The following is a 20,324-nucleotide window of genomic DNA, read 5'->3' on the forward strand; positions in this document are numbered from 1 at the left end:
AAAAATATCGTGCTAAATTGAAAATAGTACCTGTTCTTGAATATAACGAAATGTGCTTTGCTATTTTAAAAATGGCTTTTTCGTTAGTGTCATCTAAACAATTGATATATCTTAGTGATTTAATTTTAACAAATGGTAAATATAATAGAACTCGTTGCTAAATTAACTTAAGTATGAGCCTTTAAATATCTGCTTCGCTTTTTGCTACATTTCAATAAGGTTTTCGTTATACTAATAAAAAACGTTTTTAAACCTCAATCTCACTAATATTATGTAATTATCTAAAATGTAGTAAGTTATACGAGTGAGGTTTGATTTTATAACCTCACTAAACCTCACTTTTAATAATATTACTTATATATAATAAATCTTTTAAAATTGCGTGGACACATTATATTAACAAAATCTGATACTGGTAGATTATCTTTATTTACATAGTATCAATATTTTAGCTATATTAATCCCTTTGAAAACAACTTGTTTTGATAAACAAAATAAGTTGTTTCTTTACACAAAACAAGTTGATTTGTCTATCAAAACAAGTTGTTTTGCTATTTAATATTCATACTTTTCAAAACCCAAAGATTATTTCTAATAAAATCATTAAAATGTCTGTATATATTAGTGCAATCAACTATAAAAGATAAAGCGTATATCTGAATTATTATATATAGAAGAATAAACTTCTTATAGTTATCAACGCAATATTAAACTATTTACTAATAAAAGAAAATATTATTTTGCGTTCAAAATATTCCAGATTCTTGATTAATGTTTCGTCTAGAAACAAGTTACGAAGTCAACCTGGAGTGATAATTTTTAAAAAGTAATTATTTAAGACAACTTATATTGTCAATTAACAATTAAACAGTCAACCACCTTTGGAAAAAGACAATAGTGAGGTTTAGTGAGGTTATAAAATCAAACCTCACTCGTATAACTTACTACATTTTAGATAATTACACAATATTAGTGAGATTGAGGTTTGAAAATGTTTTTTTATTGAAACAAATATTTTAAAGAGTATTTATTTCTAATACAATTTTAAGCTTAAACTATAAGTGTGAGAAATTAAGAGTTACTCTATAATTTGATTTATAAATACAATTTGATTTTGCTTTAGGTGTTAATTAAGTTATATCTCTTCTCTCGCGGAGAGAATAGAAAAAGGAATCGAAATGTTTAGAATGAATGTGGTAAATAGAGAGAATTACTCATCATATTTATTGTTAATAGCTATCTTTATAATATGTTCTTGTACTAATGAAAATAATATTTTTGATAGTAGTAAAATATTTAACTTTTCAGTGTCTGTACCTGAATGGAAAAATAATGACAGCTCTTCGGCCTCTAAAACGAGGGCAATACCTATATCTGCAAAATCCTTTAATACATCAAGTAGTTTCAATATGATTGCTGATGTTTATGATGGGAATAGTAGCTACAGCACTATCATAAAAGACGAGACTGTATCTTATACTAATAATATGTGGCAGACAACTTCAACTTACTATTGGTCTGGAACTTCAACTAATACTGTGAGTTTCTACGCATACTATCCGACTAACATTTCTGGCAATATTTCTCATACTGCAGGATCTGCTCCTAATTTATCATATACAGTACCTAGTGATGCTGCAAGCCAATTTGATATAATAACTACTACTGGAGTTAATGTTAGTGGTAATACCAATTCATCTATACCTTTGGTCTTTAATCATATATTTGCAGCCATAAACTTTTCAGTTGGCAGTAGTGGAATGCCTAATGGTACCATAAAACAAGTTACGCTTAACAATATACAGTATTTCGGAAATTATATTTTTGGTGGAGCATGGAATCCGAACACATCATTACTTACTTCATTTTCTCAAGCAGTATCAGCATCAAGTAATGCAGGTACTTCTATAACATCTGGTGTAACAACTTTTATGATGATGCCGCAGACATTAAGCAACAATGCCAGCATTACTGTTACGTATAGCAACAATGGAACACTTACTAAATCGATATCCGGGACTTGGGAAGCGGGGAAAATTTATACGTATAATATTTCGAAAATAATACAAACTGCTAATTTTACTTATACAGGCGATGTTCAGACATATACTATACCATTGGATGGAATATATAAAATAGAATGTTGGGGGGCTCAAGGGGCATGCTGTGATAATGGAGATGGAGGTAAGGGAGGATACACTGAAGGTGAAATTTCAATGAAAGCAGGAACAATCGTATATTTATATGTTGGACAAAATCCGACCAAAAATAGTCTGGTAGGTGGATGGAACGGTGGAGGTAATGGAAGCAGCCATGCTGATGCAAATGGTTTACAGACAGGCTGTGCAGGTGGAGGTGCTACAGATGTTAGACTTGTTTACTCAAAAAATTGTTTGGATTTTAATAGTTTAAAGTCTAGAATAATGGTGGCAGGAGGAGGAAGTGGTACCGGTTTTTGTGAATTAGGCTCAAAATATTCTGGAATTGCAGGTGGAGGTGGTGGTCTTAATGGTATAGACGGTAATGATTATACCCAAAATGGTAGTCTTTCTTATACGGCATCAGGAGGAACACAAACATCGGGAGGAAATACTAAAAATAATTTTGAATATGTTGATGGTGATCCTACTAAAGGCTTAATAATAGATTCAGGATTAAATAAGGGTGGATTCGGATATGGAGGAACAAACGATGGATTCAAATCTGTATTAGGAGGATGCGCAGGAGGTTCAGGATATTATGGAGGTGGGGCATCAAATAGAGGACATGGCGGAGGAGGCGGTGGTTCTTCGTTTATATCAGGTTACACAGGCTGTAATGCAATATTAGAATCATCAACATCTGATAAAATTCAATCTGCAAATTCTCCAAATCATTACTCGAAATATATTTTTACAAATTCTCAAATGACAGCCGGTAATACTTCAATGCCTACACCTTCAGGTGGAACAGAAACAGGACACACTGGTAATGGTTATGCAAGAATAACATTTGTTTCTGCTAATTAAAGCCTGATTTCTTTACGTTTCTCTTCTCTCGCGGAGAGAAGAGACATAGGAAAAGGAATCGGATATGTCTAGGAAATTTGAAAGGAATAAGTATATAGACTTATTATGCTCTTTATATTTATTACTAATAATCAGTTTGTGCATCTGTTCTTGCACTAGTGAAAATAGTATTTTTGATAATGACAATACTAAATTATTAAACTTTTCTGTATCGATACCTGAATGGAAAAATAATGACAGTACTTCAAATCTGAATACAAGGGCTACACCTATATCAGGTTCATCATTTGATAAAGCAAGTAGTTTTAATATTATTGCTGATGCTTATGACGGAACAAAGAGCTACAGCACTATCATAAATAATGAGGTTGTATCTTTCACTAATAACATATGGCAGACAGCTACTTCTCATTATTGGCCTGGAACTGCAAATAAAACAGTGAGCTTCTATGCATACTACCCTGCTAGTATTTATAGTAGCATTTCTCATACTGCAGGATCTGCACCTACTTTATCATACACAGTTTCAAATGATGTAGCTAACCAAATTGATATAATGACTGCTACCAGAAATAATGTTAGTGGAAACACTAATTCATCTACTCCTTTAGCATTTAATCATATATTTGCAGCTGTAAAGTTTGCAGTAGGAACTAATGGACTACCTAGCGGAACTATAAAATCAATAACGATAAGTGGCATAAACAATTCAGGAACATACTCCTTTAACAGTGGATGGACTTTAGGTTCAACAACATCATCATTTACAGTATCGCCATCTACCACAATAACTGGAACAGCGGGAGCAAATATTACATCTGACGCTTTTACAATGATGATGATTCCACAAGCTTTTAGTAGTGCTACAATTATCTTAACTTATAGCACAGGAACAACATATACAAAAACTATATCAGGTAATTGGACTGCAGGGAAAACATATATATATAATTTATCAAAACCAGTAAATATTGGCGATTATTATTATAGTGATGGAACTTGGGGGACTATAGCTGAGAATCCTCAAAAGACACCCATCGCAATTATATTTAGTAATAGAACAAGTACAAAGGATAATATTTATGGTTTCACACATGGTTATGCAATGGCATTAAGTAATGCTGATGCACCAACTTGCTGGTCATTATCAGAAGGTTCTTCTGATAATATGACAATAGAATCATCTAGTCTTCAAACAGACTACGATGGATATGACCACTTCTTGCATATATTAAAAAACAAAGGAGCTTTAACATATTCTGCAACAAATTATCCAGCATTTTATAATGCAAGAAATTATAATGTTATAACACCAAGTAACTCGAGTGGGTGGTATCTGCCTAGTGTAGGGCAATGGTTTTTATTTATATCTAATATAGGAAAAAGTTCTGATGTAACATATAGTTTAGATAACCAGACAGGATCTTATAATATATATTGGACTAATTCAACTTCTATCAGTTCAATGATAGAATCAGTTGTTAAAAACACAAACTCAGATACTCTTGTTGGTTATTGGTATTGGTGTAGTTCTGAACAAAATTCTAGTTATGGGTCACTTACAAATATTTTATCAAATAGTGTTTATACAGGAGGTGCAGATCCACATAAAGGAAGGAATCCTGATGATTCAGAGAAGCTACGTTCTGTTATCGCATTTTAATATGAAATAGATTTATTGCTATTTTATAAATATTTCAACAACAAATAATATGATATTTTATTTATACAAAATTGCATCTAACTAACATTAGATAAGTATCGATTCTCTTTACGTTTCTCTTCTCTCGCGGAGAGAAGAGACATAGGAAAAGGAATCGGATATGTTTAGGAAATTTGAAAGGAATAAGTATATAGACTTATTATGCTCTTTGTATTTATTACTAGTAGTTGTTTTATGCATTTCTTCTTGCACAAGTGAATATAATATTTTTGATAATAATAGTAAATTATTGAACTTTTCTGTTTCAGTACCTTCGTGGAAAAATAATGACAGCACTCCAAATAGTAGAACGAGGGCTACTCCTATCTCGGGAACATCATTAGGAACGTCAAGTAGTTTTAATATTATTGCAGATGCTTATGATGGAACAAAGAACTACAGCACTATCATAAAAGACGAGGCTGTATCTTATACTAATAATATGTGGCAAACGACTTCAACTCACTATTGGCCGGGAGCTGCTAATAAAACAGTTAGCTTCTATGCATACTACCCTACTAGCATTTATAGCAGTATTACTCATACTGCTGGATCTGCACCAACTTTATCATACACTGTTCCAAATGATGCTGCAAGCCAAATCGATATAATAACCGCTACAGGGAATAATGTTAGTGGAAATACTAATGCATCTACACCTTTAGCATTTAATCATATCTTTGCGGCTGTAAAGTTTGCAGTAGGAACCAATGGGCTACCTAGTGGAATTGTAAAATTAATAACGATAAGTGGAATAAACAATTCAGGCACATATACTTTTGGCAGTGGATGGACTCTAGGTTCAACAACATCTTCATTTACAGTCTCACCATCTACTGTAATAACAGGTTCGGCTGGAGCAAATATTACATCTGATGCTTTTACTATGATGATGATTCCTCAAACGTTCAGCAATGCAAGTGTTACATTGCTATATAGTAATGGAACTACATTCTCTACTACAATATCAGGTACATGGAATGCTGGCAGTTTTTATACTTATCATCTGTCTAAAACTATAATTTATAATTATGATTATACAGGTGCATCACAGACTTTTAAAGCACCTTATACAGGTACTTATAAACTTGAAGTATGGGGAGCGCAAGGTGGATGCGCAACGAATAGTCCTGTAAGTGACTCAGACATAGGCAAAGGAGGTTATTCTTATGGTACAATACATCTTTTAGAAAATGAAACTTTATATATTTGCGTAGGAGGAACCGGCAATTCTGCTACAGGCGGATATAATGGAGGATATCGAATTTTTGGATATGGAGGAGGTGGTGGAGGCGCTTCACATATTACAAAAACAAATAATAGAGGCACTCTATCAAATTATGTGAATAATCAAGATGAAGTCCTCATAGTTGCAGGGGGAGCAGGTGGTGTCGACTTTTATGGATATAGCGGATACGGAGGAGGTATAACTGGAGGAAGTGGATATTATAATGGCATAACCACAACAGGAGGTTCACAGACAAGTACAGGTTCAGGAGCTTATGTTGGTTCATTTGGAACAGGTGGTTTTGGATATACCAATAGCACACCAGAAACATCTAGTGACTGGGGCGCATGTGGTGGCGGTGGCTGGTATGGTGGGGCTGGAACTAACATCGTAAGTGGTGGTGGTGGCGGTGGTGGATCTGGTCATATAGGAACAGGAGTAACAGGAACGACTGTCGCAGGAAATCAGACTTTCATTTCTCCATTTGGTGGTACTGAAACAGGACATTCAGGAAATGGCTATGCAAGAATAACATTTGTTTCTGCTAATTAGAAACTGATACCTTTACGTTTCTCTTCTCTCGCGGAGAGAAGAGACATAGGAAAAGGAATCGGATATGTCTAGGAAAATTGAAAGGAATAAGTATGCAGACTTATTATACTCTTTATATTTATTACTAATAGTCTGTTTGTGCATTTGTTCTTGCACAAGTGAAAATAATATATTTGATAATAACGACAGTAAATTATTGAACTTTTCAGTTTCCGTACCTGAATGGAAAAATAATGACAACTCTTCAGATTTGAATACTAGAGCTATGCCTGTCTCTGGTGCATCATTTGATAAAGCAAGTAGCTTTAATATCATTGCGGAGACTTATGATGGAACAAAAAACCACAGCACTATCATAGAAAACGAAGCTGTATCTTATACTAATAATATGTGGCAGACAACTTCAACTCACTATTGGCCTGGAAATGCAAATAAAACTGTTAACTTCTATGCTTACTACCCTACTGGTATTTCCAGCAGTATTACGCATACAGCCGGATCTGCTCCTACTTTATCATACACAGTTCCAGATGATGTAGCCAGCCAAATTGATATAATGACTGCTACAGGAATTAATGTTAGTGGTAGCACTAATTCATCTACTCCTTTAGCATTCAATCATATTTTTGCAGCTGTAAAGTTTGCAGTTGGAACCAATGGACTACCTAGCGGAACTATAAAATCAATAACGATAAGCGGCATAAACAATTCAGGTACATACACTTTTGGTAGAGGGTGGACTCTTGGTTCATCAACATCTGCTTTTACTATTTCACCATCTACTGCTATTACAGGAGCAGCGGGAACAAATATTGCATCTGACACTTTTACTATGATGATGATTCCTCAAAATTTCAGCAATGCCTCTCTTACATTGGCTTACAGTAATGGTACTACATTTTCTACTACAATATCAAGTACATGGAATGCAGGTGGTCTTTACACTTATAATTTGTCTAAAACTATAATCTATAATTATGATTATACTGGTGTCTCGCAGACATTTACAGCTCCTTACACAGGAACCTATAGGATTCAATGCTGGGGAGCCCAGGGTGGGACACTCGGCACATTAGATACTGGGATAGGTGGAACTGGCGGTTATACTAATGGTGAAATTAAATTATCAAAAGGAACTGTCTTATATGTATATGTTGGACAACAAGGACAAACAACTTCAGGTGGAACTATTAGCGGAGGCGGATGGAATGGTGGTGGAAACGGTGACACTACAGGATATGTTGAGAATGGAAGAACTGGAGGAGGTGGATCTACCGATATAAGAGTAATAACAGGAGCTTGGAATGATACAAAATCGCTTAATTCTCGTATTATGGTTGCGGGAGCTGGTGGAGGCGGAGGTGGAAATGGACTTGCTGGTGGAGCAGGAGGTTTATCTGGTTACAATGGTTCAATATCTACTGCGGGAAAAGGAGGAACTCAAAGTGCAGGTGGTTCTGGCGGCTCTGGTTCTTGGGGAAATGCGACAGCTGGTGGACTTGGATATGGAGGGACTGGCTGCAGCTATGCGAGTGGTGGTGGAAGTGGATATTATGGCGGTGGCGGTGGAGCAAGGGATCTATATGACGGAAATGGCGGTGGTGGTTCTTCATACATATCAGGACAATCAGGTTGTAACACTTATTCTCCTACATATATATTTTCTAAGACTTCAATATCAGACAGCAAAACTGCAATAATATCCCCAACAGGATTAACGGAAACAGGACACATCGGTAATGGCTATGCAAGAATAACATTCGTTTCTGCAAATTGAAGCCTGATTTCTTTACGTTTCTCTTCTCTCGCGGAGAGAAGAGACATAGGAAAAGGAATCGGATATGTTTAGGAAATTTGAAAGGAATAAGTATATAGACTTATTATGCTCTTTGTATTTATTACTAGTAGTTGTTTTATGCATTTCTTCTTGCACAAGTGAATATAATATTTTTGATAATAATAGTAAATTATTGAACTTTTCTGTTTCAGTACCTTCGTGGAAAAATAATGACAGCACTCCAAATAGTAGAACGAGGGCTACTCCTATCTCGGGAACATCATTAGGAACGTCAAGTAGTTTTAATATTATTGCAGATGCTTATGATGGAACAAAGAACTACAGCACTATCATAAAAGACGAGGCTGTATCTTATACTAATAATATGTGGCAAACGACTTCAACTCACTATTGGCCGGGAGCTGCTAATAAAACAGTTAGCTTCTATGCATACTACCCTACTAGCATTTATAGCAGTATTACTCATACTGCTGGATCTGCACCAACTTTATCATACACTGTTCCAAATGATGCTGCAAGCCAAATCGATATAATAACCGCTACAGGGAATAATGTTAGTGGAAATACTAATGCATCTACACCTTTAGCATTTAATCATATCTTTGCGGCTGTAAAGTTTGCAGTAGGAACCAATGGGCTACCTAGTGGAATTGTAAAATTAATAACGATAAGTGGAATAAACAATTCAGGCACATATACTTTTGGCAGTGGATGGACTCTAGGTTCAACAACATCTTCATTTACAGTCTCACCATCTACTGTAATAACAGGTTCGGCTGGAGCAAATATTACATCTGATGCTTTTACTATGATGATGATTCCTCAAACGTTCAGCAATGCAAGTGTTACATTGCTATATAGTAATGGAACTACATTCTCTACTACAATATCAGGTACATGGAATGCTGGCAGTTTTTATACTTATCATCTGTCTAAAACTATAATTTATAATTATGATTATACAGGTGCATCACAGACTTTTAAAGCACCTTATACAGGTACTTATAAACTTGAAGTATGGGGAGCGCAAGGTGGATGCGCAACGAATAGTCCTGTAAGTGACTCAGACATAGGCAAAGGAGGTTATTCTTATGGTACAATACATCTTTTAGAAAATGAAACTTTATATATTTGCGTAGGAGGAACCGGCAATTCTGCTACAGGCGGATATAATGGAGGATATCGAATTTTTGGATATGGAGGAGGTGGTGGAGGCGCTTCACATATTACAAAAACAAATAATAGAGGCACTCTATCAAATTATGTGAATAATCAAGATGAAGTCCTCATAGTTGCAGGGGGAGCAGGTGGTGTCGACTTTTATGGATATAGCGGATACGGAGGAGGTATAACTGGAGGAAGTGGATATTATAATGGCATAACCACAACAGGAGGTTCACAGACAAGTACAGGTTCAGGAGCTTATGTTGGTTCATTTGGAACAGGTGGTTTTGGATATACCAATAGCACACCAGAAACATCTAGTGACTGGGGCGCATGTGGTGGCGGTGGCTGGTATGGTGGGGCTGGAACTAACATCGTAAGTGGTGGTGGTGGCGGTGGTGGATCTGGTCATATAGGAACAGGAGTAACAGGAACGACTGTCGCAGGAAATCAGACTTTCATTTCTCCATTTGGTGGTACTGAAACAGGACATTCAGGAAATGGCTATGCAAGAATAACATTTGTTTCTGCTAATTAGAAACTGATACCTTTACGTTTCTCTTCTCTCGCGGAGAGAAGAGACATGGGAAAAGGAATCGGATATGTTTAGAAAAGTTGATAATAATAAGTGTACAGACTCATTATGCTCTTTATATTTATTACTAATAGTTATTTTGTGCATATGCTCTTGTACAAGTGAAAATAATATTTTTGATAATGACAATAGTAAATTATTGAATTTTTCAGTATCTGTGCCTGAATGGAAAAATAACAACAATACTTCTTATTTGAATACTAGAGCTATGCCTATTTCAGACACATCATTAGGAACGTCAAGTAATTTTAACATCATTGCTGATGCTTACGATGGAAATAGTAGTTACAGCACTATCATAAATAACGAGGCTGTGTCTTATACTAATAATATGTGGAAAACAACTGTGTCTCACTATTGGCCTGGAGTTGCAACTAAAACAGTTAGCTTCTATGCATACTACCCTACCAGTATTTCCAGTAGTATTACTCATATTGCAGGATCTGCGCCTGCTTTATCATATACAGTTCCTAATGATGGTACCAACCAGATTGATATAATTACGGCTACAGGAAACAAGATTAGTGGAAATACTAATGCATCTACACCTTTAGCATTTAATCATATCTTTGCAGCTGTAAAGTTTGCTGTAGGAACTAATGGGCTGCCTAGTGGAACTGTAAAATCAATAACGATAAGTGGAATAAACAATTCAGGCACATATACTTTTGGCAGTGGATGGACTTTAGGTTCAACAACATCATCATTTACAGTCTCACCATCTACTGTAATAACAGGTTCGGCTGGAGCAAATATTACATCTGATGCTTTTACTATGATGATGATCCCACAAACTTTCAGCAATGCAACCGTTACATTGGTCTATAGCAATGGAACTACATTTTCTACTACAATCTCCGGTACATGGAATGCTGGCAGTTTTTATACTTATAATCTGTCTAAAACAGTTGCTTTTAATTACAATTATACTGGCGCTGTACAGACATTCACAGCACCTTATGCGGGTACATATAAACTTGAAGTTTATGGAGCCCAAGGTGGAGATCAAACATATGGTCATGGAGGAAAAGGCGGTAAGTCTACTGGATATATACATTTATGTAGTAAAGATAATATATATATATGCATTGGTGGACAAGGTATGCAAAATATATCTGATGTTGCAGTTGATCTGAATAGTGGAGGATACAATGGGGGTGGTGGACTAAATACTGCAAAATATGGTTCGACAGGAGGTGGAGCTACGCATATAGCAATTACAAATCGTGGTACTTTAACAAATTATCTGTCATATCAAAATGAGATTGTAATTGTTGCTGGAGGAGGTGGCGGTGCTAGTTATTGGCCTAATGCTTATAATACAATAGATGGTATTGCAATGCCTATTAATAGTTGTTACGATGGAGGATACGGCGGTGGAACAATTGGAGGAAGCTCAAATGGTACATCATCAAACCAAAATGGAATTTTATCTTATTCGGGAGGAACGCAGACAGAACCAGGTAATGGCTTTATACTTTCAAATAGTATTGGAGGATTCGGATATGGTGGAAAAGCTCATGGAGGTGGATGCTGTGGAGGCGGAGGCGGAAGTGGCTGGTATGGTGGTATGGGAGGCTATGATAATAGTGCTGGATCGGGAGGATCTGGATATATAAATACCAATTACATAACAAACGGGATAATGGAAAATAATATTTGTTCCGGTAATGGTTATGCAAGAATAACATTTGTTTCTGCAAATTAATTACTGATTTCTTTACGTTTCTCTTCTCTCGCGGAGAGAAGAGACATAGGAAAAGGAATCGGATATGTCTAGGAAATTTGAAAGGAATAAGTATATAGACTTATTATGCTCTTTATGTTTATTACTAATAATCAGTTTGTGCATCTGTTCTTGCACAAGTGAAAATAGTATTTTTGATAATGACAATACTAAATTATTAAACTTCTCTGTATCGATACCTGAATGGAAAAATAATGACAGTACTTCAAATCTGAATACAAGGGCTACACCTATATCAGGTTCATCATTTGATAAAGCAAGTAGTTTTAATATTATTGCTGATGCTTATGACGGAACAAAGAGCTACAGCACTATCATAAATAATGAGGTTGTATCTTTCACTAATAACATATGGCAGACAGCTACTCCTCATTATTGGCCTGGAACTGCAAATAAGACTCTTAACTTCTATGCTTACTACCCTAATAGTATTTCCAGCAGTATTACTCATACTGCTGGATCTGCACCAACTTTATCATACACTGTCCCAAATGATGCAGTCAATCAGATTGATATAATGACTGCTAACGGTAATAATGTTAGTGGTAATATAAACTCTTCTACACCATTAAGTTTTAGTCATATTTTTGCTGCTGTCAAATTCTCGGTTGGAACGAGTGGACTACCTAGTGGAACGGTGAAATCAATAACTATAAGTGGTATAAATAATTCGGGTAAATATACTTTTGGTAGTGGATGGACTTTAGGATCATCAACATCACCATTTACTGTTTCACCATCTACTGTTATTACAGGAGCTGCGGGAGCAAATATTACATCTGATGCTTTTACTATGATGATGATTCCTCAAACTTTTAGTAATGCTACTGTTACATTGGTTTATAGCAATGGAACAACATTCTCAACTACAATATCTGGTACATGGAATGCAGGTGGCTCTTATACTTATAATTTGTCTAAAACTATAATTTATAATTATGATTATACAGGTGCATCACAGACTTTTACAGCACCTTATACAGGTACATATAAATTTGAAGCTTGGGGAGCTGGTATTACAACATGTAATATTGGTAGCTATACTAGTGGATTGATTTCATTAAATAAAAACCAAATAATATATGTTTACGTTGGACAGTCTGGTATTACTGGAATAATAACAGCAAATCCATCATGGAATGGTGGCGGAGCTGTAACATCTGGATGCAGTGATGGAAATAATTACTCAGGAGGTGGGGCTACAGATTTTAGACTAATTAGTGGAAATTGGGATGATTTTAATTCTTTAAAATCGCGTATAATGGTTGCTGGTGGAGGCGGAGGTGTTGTTAGTGCTTATGATAGGCTTGGTTTTGCTGGTGGATTAGAATCAATAGATTCTCGACATTTATTTTATGATCAGGAATTTATCGCTTTAAAAGTGACTCAAACAAGTGGTTATCAATTCGGGATAGGTGCTGCTGGAGATAGAACAGGTGGTGGAGGTGGATATTACGGAGGAAACACAACTAGCCAAATTTTAAACACAACAAGAACGGAACATTGTGCTTCGACAGGTGGATCCTCGTTTATATCAGGTTATTCTGGTTGTAATGCAATATCAGGATCATCAACATCTGATAATATTACACACACAGGATCACCTAATCATTATTCAGGATATGTTTTTACCAATTCACAAATGATTGCAGGTAACGCTTCAATGCCTTCACCTTCAGGTGGAACAGAAATAGGACATGCAGGCAATGGTTATGCAAGAATAACATTCGTTTCTGCTAATTAATTGCTGATTCTTTTTTGTTTCTCTTCTCTCGCGGAGAGAAGAGACATAGGAAAAGGAATCGGATATGTCTAGGAAATTTGATAATAATAAGTGTACAGACTCATTATACTCTTTATATTTATTACTAATAGTCTGTTTGTGCATCTGTTCTTGCACTAGTGAAAATAATATTTTTGATAATGATAATACTAAATTATTGAACTTCTCTGTATCTGTACCTGAATGGAAAAATAATGACAGTTCTTCTGATTTGAATACGAGAGCTATGCCTGTCTCTGGTTCATCATTAGATAAAGCAAGTAGTTTTAATTTGATTGCAGATGTTTATGATGGAACAAAAAACTACAGCACTATCATAAAAGACGAGACTGTATCTTATACTAATAATATGTGGAAGACAGTTGCTTCTCACTATTGGCCTGGAGTTGCAACTAAAACAGTTAGCTTCTATGCATACTATCCTACCAGTATTTCTAGTAGTATTACGCATACAGCAGGATCTGCTCCTAGTTTATCATATACAGTACAAAGTGATGCCGCAAACCAAATTGATATAATGACTGCTACAGGAAACAAGATTAGTGGAAATACTAATTCATCTACACCTTTAGCATTTAATCATATATTTGCAGCTGTAAAGTTTGCTGTAGGAACTAATGGGCTGCCTAGTGGAACTGTAAAATCAATAACGATAAGTGGAATAAACAATTCAGGCACATATACTTTTAGCAGTGGATGGACTTTAGGTTCAACAACAACATCATTTACAGTCTCACCATCTACTGTAATTACAGGTTCGGCTGGAGCAAATATTACATCTGATGCTTTTACTATGATGATGATTCCTCAAACGTTCAGCAATGCAAGTGTTACATTGCTATATAATAATGGGACTACATTCTCTACTACGATATCAGGTGCATGGAATGCTGGCAGTTCTTATACTTATAATCTGTCTAAAACGATTGTTTCCTCTTTTGGATATACAGGTAGTGCCCAAATCTTTACTGCGCCTTATGCAGGTACATATAAACTTGAAGTATGGGGAGCTGCCGGTGGAGCTGGATGGGCTGATGGAATAAAAGCATATGGTGGATATAGTTATGGAAATATCAAATTAAATACAGGCCAACTTTTATACGTTTTTGTCGGACAATATCAAGATGGACCTGTATCACCATCACCATTTGGTTGTTATAACGGAGGAGGATTAGGTCAGGCTCCTGGTGGTGGAGCAACCCATATTGCGACTACGAGTAGAGGTGAATTAAAAAATTACGCTTCGTATCAAAATGAAGTTCTAATTGTTGCCGGAGGTGGTGGTGGAGTTGAATGGGGTGGCAACGGAGGAAGTGGAGGAGGTATTTCCGGCAGTTCTGGAAAATCAGAAGTAAGTGGTCAACCCGTATCTGCATCTGCCCCAGGTGGAAGCCAGACATCAGGAGGAACTTCTGTTGCACCTGATTTATCCGTATGGAATGGAACAAACACATTAATTAATGCCAGTTTTGGACAGGGTGGATGCGGTTATACAAGTACATCTGATTACGGTGCAGGTGGTGGAGGAGGATGGTATGGCGGAGGCGGTACCTCCTACTCTGGTGCTGCAGGCGGTGGTTCTGGACATTTGGGAGCTAGTTTAATTAGTGGTACGACTGGCATGACTAATGGAATATGCTCAGATGCTGGACATGCTACCATAACTTATATTTCTGCTAATTAGCATACCTTATTATATTAGTCATTGTGAGTAGCATATAAATCAAAGAATAAGACAACAGCCAATTTAAGTGTAATGAGGCATAGTAGAGTTAAATTTAATAAACATCTAATATTAATATTGGATAAAATAGTTATATTTGCAATCATAAATTTAAAATAGATATTAATGAAAAAATTATTATTATCCCTAATTTTGCTGTTAGCATGTCAAATTTCTTTTGGTAAAAGTCTTAATGACATTACAGACCAATACAAAACAGTAGAAAATGCCCAATTTATGATGGTACCACAAAGCATGGTAAAAATGTTGGTTGGACAAATGCTAAACCAAAAAGAAATAGCCGACAAAGTAAAAAACAATAATGCCAGTGCTGAGGATATTAATAAGGTAGTAGAGAAAATAGACTCTGTACTATATCTTAGCCTTGACAACTGTACAGGAAGTGTAAAATCATCTTTTAATGAGAAAGTAAAAGATCTATCTGCTTATGGATATAAGAAGATGGAAGAGAAACCTGGACTGGGAGCTGTATACTGCAAAGAGCAAAATGGAATAGCAAAAGAAGTTGTTGTACTTATAACAAAAGGTGGTGACTGCGACTTTGTACAATTCTATGGAAAATTGAAACCTCAGGAGATAACAGAAATAATAAGTAGGATAAGCAATCTTAAAATATAACATAAAGGCTGTCAGTTTGACAGCCTTTCTTTTTGGGCATATGTTTTGACACTCCTTTATCGAATAACATATTATAAATGAATAAGAAAGGAGATTAATATATGACATTCGACAAATTTACAATTAAAGCACAGGAAGCTATTCAGGATGCTGTTAATATCACTCAGCATAATGGACAGCAGACTATTGAACCTGTGCATCTACTAAAAGGTGTTATGTCTAAAGGTAAAGACGTAACAAATTTTATTTTTCAAAAACTTGGTGTTAATTCTCAACAGATTGAGACTCTGATAGAACAGGAAATTTCTCATCTACCGAAAGTACAAGGTGGCGAACCATATCTGAGCAGAGAATCTAATGAGGTTCTGCAAAATGCTATAGACTTAGCAAAGAAAAGCAATGACGAATTTGTTTCTACAGAACTAATACTAATAGCTCTGCTGAAAGTGAACTCTACGGCAAGCCGTATTCTTAAGGATGCCGGCATGAACGAAAAGGATATGCAGGCTGCTGTCAATGAACTACGACAGGGACAGAAAGTACAGTCGCAATCTGCTGATGATAATTACCAATCACTATCTAAATATGCAAAAAATTTAGTAGAGGATGCCCGTGCCGGAAAACTAGATCCTGTTATTGGACGTGACGAAGAGATTAGACGTGTACTCCAGATACTGAGCCGACGCACTAAGAACAACCCTATATTAATAGGTGAACCCGGTACAGGTAAGACTGCTATTGTAGAAGGACTGGCAGAACGTATTGTCAGAGGAGACGTACCGGAAAACCTTAAAGACAAACAATTGTTTTCTCTCGACATGGGAGCTCTTGTGGCAGGTGCTAAATACAAAGGTGAATTCGAAGAAAGACTAAAGAGCGTAATTAAAGAGGTTACAAACAGCAATGGTAATATTATCTTGTTTATAGATGAGATTCATACACTTGTTGGTGCTGGTGGAGGCGAAGGTGCTATGGATGCAGCAAACATTCTAAAACCGGCTTTAGCCCGTGGCGAATTGCGTAGCATTGGTGCCACTACACTGAATGAATATCAAAAATATTTCGAGAAAGACAAGGCTCTTGAGCGTCGTTTCCAGACGATAATGGTTAATGAACCTGACGAGATGAGTGCCATAAGCATCTTACGTGGACTAAAAGAACGGTACGAAAATCACCATAAAGTCCGCATTCAGGATGATGCGTGCATAGCCGCAGTACAACTATCTGAAAGATACATATCCGATAGATTTTTACCTGATAAGGCTATAGACCTTATGGATGAAGCAGCTGCAAAACTTAGAATGGAGCGTGACTCTGTGCCTGAACAACTGGATGAACTCACACGCAAACTGAAACAACTCGAAATTGAACGCGAAGCAATAAAGCGTGAGAATGATATTCCTAAAATAAAACAGCTTGACAAGGATATTGCAGAACTTAAGGATCAGGAAAAAACTTTCAGGGCAAAATGGGAAAGTGAACGTGGACTGGTGAATAAAATTCAACAGGATAAACAGCAAATTGAGCAGTTAAAGTTTGAAGCCGAAAAAGCTGAACGTGAAGGCAACTATGAGAAAGTAGCAGAGATTCGTTATAGCAAACTGAAAACTATCGAAGACGATATTGCTCATATACAAGAACAATTGAAATCTACTCAGGGAGGAAACGCTATGATCCGTGAAGAAGTTACTGTAGATGATATTGCAGAAGTGGTAAGCAGATGGACAGGCATACCTGTTACACGTATGATGCAGAGCGAACGCGAAAAGCTCTTACATCTTGAGGAAGAGTTACACAAGCGTGTAATCGGGCAGCAAGAGGCTATAACTGCTGTAAGTGATGCCGTGCGTAGATCACGTGCAGGGTTGCAAGACCCCAAGCGTCCTATTGCATCATTTATTTTTCTTGGTACTACAGGTGTAGGTAAGACAGAACTTGCCAAAGCTCTTGCAGAATATCTATTCAATGATGAGACAATGATGACTCGTATAGATATGAGTGAATATCAGGAAAAGTTCAGTGTCAGTCGCCTTATAGGTGCCCCTCCTGGATATGTAGGTTATGACGAGGGCGGTCAACTCACAGAGGCAGTACGCCGTAAACCATATTCTGTTGTATTGTTTGATGAAATTGAAAAAGCCAATCCTGATGTATTCAACATTCTGCTTCAGGTTCTGGATGATGGCAGACTTACTGACAACAAGGGACGTGTCGTAAACTTTAAGAATACCATCATTATTATGACTTCGAATCTTGGCAGCCAGTATATTCAAAGTCAATTCGAACAAATAAATTCGGATAATAGCGAAGACCTTATAGCCGACACAAAGATTAAACTTATGGAGATGCTTAAGAAGACTATTCGCCCCGAGTTCCTTAATCGTATAGACGAAACAATAATGTTCTTACCTCTAAACAGAACGGAAATAGGTGAAGTAGTTTCCTTGCAGATGAACATCGTAAAAAGAATGCTAGAACCACAAGGTTTCACACTTAATACAACAAGTGCAGCCATCAATTATCTGGCAGAAATGGGTTACGACCCTGAATATGGAGCACGACCTGTAAAAAGAGCCATACAGAGATTTGTACTCAATGACTTGTCAAAAAAGATTCTTGCAGGCGAAGTAAACCGTGATAAACCGATAATTATTGATGCAGATAATAACGGATTAATATTCAAAAACTAACACAAGTATTAGGCATAATATATAACTAAATACGTTTTGATTCATCGTTTTTAGTTTCAATCTGAAAGAAATACTATCCAAATTAGGGTAGTATTTCTTTTACTGTGTGCGATAACACAAAATAATCGTTAATTTTCTTGCGATAGAAAAAATAATATGTATCTTTGCATAATTAAGAACAAACTACTACAACGACAGAAAAGCCTAGAAGCGGCTATAACCTACTGATAATCAGAGGCAACTAAAGAATCTTAAATTAAAAAGTATATAATACGAACTAATGGCAACTACTAATCATCAAATTGCTACCCGTATAAAGGCAGCTACCGGAGTCGACATTGATATGTGCTACCAATGCGGCAAATGTACAGCAGGTTGCGTGCTCGCTGACGATATGGATTACCCATCGTCTATGATCATGCGTATGCTGCAAACCGATGATGAAGAGAACTATCGCAAGATTATCTCTTCTGAAGCAATATGGCTATGCCAGAATTGTGAAAACTGCATCGGAAGATGCCCCAAGGAGGTAGATATTCCTAAAATAATGGATTATCTGCGTGCCGATTCTGTGAAAAACAAATGTGTTTCGCCTAAAGCAAAGCCCATTCTTTCTTTTTATCAATCTTTTCTTGGTGCCGTAAAAACATCAGGACGCCTGAGTGAAGTCTTCATGACTATTGGATTCAAACTACGGACACTGCGCCTTTGGCAAGATGTCAATCTCGTTCCATCTATGCTGGCAAAAGGCAAATTGAAGTTTATACCTGAATCTATTAAAGGCAAGAGAAACATAAAGAATATCTTCAAATCTACTAATAACAAATAGAAATTACTATGAAATTAGGTTTTTATCCCGGTTGTTCTCTCAATGGAACGGCTAGAGAATACAATGAATCTGTTAAGGCATTGGCTCCTGTTTTCGGTATAGAACTTATAGATATCGATGATTGGAACTGTTGTGGTGCTTCTGCAGCACATGCTGTAAACAGAGATCTTTCACTTGCTCTTCCCGCAAGAACACTTGCTCTTGCCGAGAAACAGGGTTTCGATGAAATTGTCGTACCTTGTGCTGCTTGTTTCAACCGTCTTGCTGTTGCCCAATATGAGCTTAACAAAGATGAGATGCTTAAGAAATCAGTAGAGAAGAGCATCAATATGACATTCAAAAATGATATTAAAATACTGAATGTCGTACAGTTTATCGAAAAATATATCAAGGATAAGATAGCCGAAAAGGTATCACACAAATTTGAACATCAGGTAGCCTGCTATTACGGTTGCCTGTTGGTGCGCCCTCACAAAATAATAGATTTCGACCGTGTAGAAGACCCTACCTCTTTAGATGAACTTATGCAACTTATTGGTGCCACTCCTATTGATTGGGGATTCAAGACCGAATGTTGCGGAGCTAGTCTGTCTATTGCCCGTACTGACCTGGTGGCAAAGCTTTCAGGTAATATCGTTAAGGATGCTGCCGACCGTGGTGCAGAAGCTATTATAGTAGCTTGCCCTATGTGCCAATCCAATTTGGATATGCGTCGCCCTCAGATAGACAAATATGTAGGTAAGGAAATATCCACACCTGTTATTTATATCACACAAGCTATCGGATTGGCTGTAGGCATTGCTCCTGAAAAACTGGGGTTGCAACGCCATTTTGTTAAAGTCAATACCCTATAAAAGAATAATGTT

At 36.5% G+C, this 20,324-nt stretch carries 12 protein-coding genes; all 12 read left to right on the forward strand.

Annotation, left to right across the window (positions count from 1 at the left end; translation table 11 throughout):
- Nucleotides 1-1,187 precede the first annotated feature (1,187 nt).
- The 12 genes from XYLOR_RS13380 (at nucleotide 1,188) to XYLOR_RS07995 (ending at nucleotide 20,312) form a co-directional block, all read left to right on the forward strand.
- Nucleotides 1,188-3,008: a fimbrillin family protein gene (locus XYLOR_RS13380; protein ID WP_084608566.1), complete on the forward strand. Its 1,821-nt coding sequence runs from the start codon at nucleotides 1,188-1,190 to the stop codon at nucleotides 3,006-3,008.
- A 64-nt stretch (nucleotides 3,009-3,072) separates the two neighbouring features.
- Nucleotides 3,073-4,671 carry a fimbrillin family protein gene (locus XYLOR_RS07945; protein WP_084608567.1) on the forward strand — a complete coding sequence of 533 codons (1,599 nt, stop codon included), beginning with the start codon at nucleotides 3,073-3,075 and terminating at the stop codon, nucleotides 4,669-4,671.
- A gap of 160 nt (nucleotides 4,672-4,831) precedes the next feature.
- Nucleotides 4,832-6,490: a fimbrillin family protein gene (locus XYLOR_RS14110; protein ID WP_084608568.1), complete on the forward strand. Its 1,659-nt coding sequence runs from the start codon at nucleotides 4,832-4,834 to the stop codon at nucleotides 6,488-6,490.
- A 64-nt stretch (nucleotides 6,491-6,554) separates the two neighbouring features.
- On the forward strand, nucleotides 6,555-8,267 hold the full coding sequence (locus tag XYLOR_RS13390) for a fimbrillin family protein (RefSeq protein ID WP_084608569.1): 1,713 nt from the start codon (nucleotides 6,555-6,557) through the stop codon (nucleotides 8,265-8,267).
- A 64-nt stretch (nucleotides 8,268-8,331) separates the two neighbouring features.
- Nucleotides 8,332-9,990 carry a fimbrillin family protein gene (locus XYLOR_RS14115; protein WP_084608568.1) on the forward strand — a complete coding sequence of 553 codons (1,659 nt, stop codon included), beginning with the start codon at nucleotides 8,332-8,334 and terminating at the stop codon, nucleotides 9,988-9,990.
- A 64-nt stretch (nucleotides 9,991-10,054) separates the two neighbouring features.
- Nucleotides 10,055-11,755 carry a fimbrillin family protein gene (locus XYLOR_RS13400; protein WP_084608570.1) on the forward strand — a complete coding sequence of 567 codons (1,701 nt, stop codon included), beginning with the start codon at nucleotides 10,055-10,057 and terminating at the stop codon, nucleotides 11,753-11,755.
- Between the two features lie 64 nt (nucleotides 11,756-11,819).
- Nucleotides 11,820-13,538 (forward strand): fimbrillin family protein, encoded by a 1,719-nt coding sequence (locus tag XYLOR_RS07970; protein WP_084608571.1) that lies wholly within the window; start codon nucleotides 11,820-11,822, stop codon nucleotides 13,536-13,538.
- A 64-nt stretch (nucleotides 13,539-13,602) separates the two neighbouring features.
- A complete protein-coding gene (locus XYLOR_RS13405; RefSeq protein WP_084608572.1) occupies nucleotides 13,603-15,261 on the forward strand; it encodes a fimbrillin family protein in 1,659 nt (552 codons plus the stop codon).
- 165 nt (nucleotides 15,262-15,426) lie between these two features.
- Nucleotides 15,427-15,939 (forward strand): DUF4252 domain-containing protein, encoded by a 513-nt coding sequence (locus XYLOR_RS07980; protein WP_036878295.1) that lies wholly within the window; start codon nucleotides 15,427-15,429, stop codon nucleotides 15,937-15,939.
- Between the two features lie 101 nt (nucleotides 15,940-16,040).
- Nucleotides 16,041-18,629 (forward strand): ATP-dependent chaperone ClpB, encoded by a 2,589-nt coding sequence (clpB, locus tag XYLOR_RS07985; protein WP_036878297.1) that lies wholly within the window; start codon nucleotides 16,041-16,043, stop codon nucleotides 18,627-18,629.
- Nucleotides 18,630-18,909: 280 nt separating this feature from the next.
- Nucleotides 18,910-19,458: a 4Fe-4S dicluster domain-containing protein gene (locus XYLOR_RS07990; RefSeq protein ID WP_036878298.1), complete on the forward strand. Its 549-nt coding sequence runs from the start codon at nucleotides 18,910-18,912 to the stop codon at nucleotides 19,456-19,458.
- Between the two features lie 8 nt (nucleotides 19,459-19,466).
- Entirely contained in the window at nucleotides 19,467-20,312 is an 846-nt protein-coding gene (locus tag XYLOR_RS07995) for a CoB--CoM heterodisulfide reductase iron-sulfur subunit B family protein (RefSeq protein ID WP_036878300.1), read from the forward strand.
- The last annotated feature ends 12 nt before the right edge of the window (nucleotides 20,313-20,324 follow it).

It is taken from the genome of Xylanibacter oryzae DSM 17970 (assembly GCF_000585355.1).
Lineage (GTDB): Bacteria > Bacteroidota > Bacteroidia > Bacteroidales > Bacteroidaceae > Prevotella > Prevotella oryzae.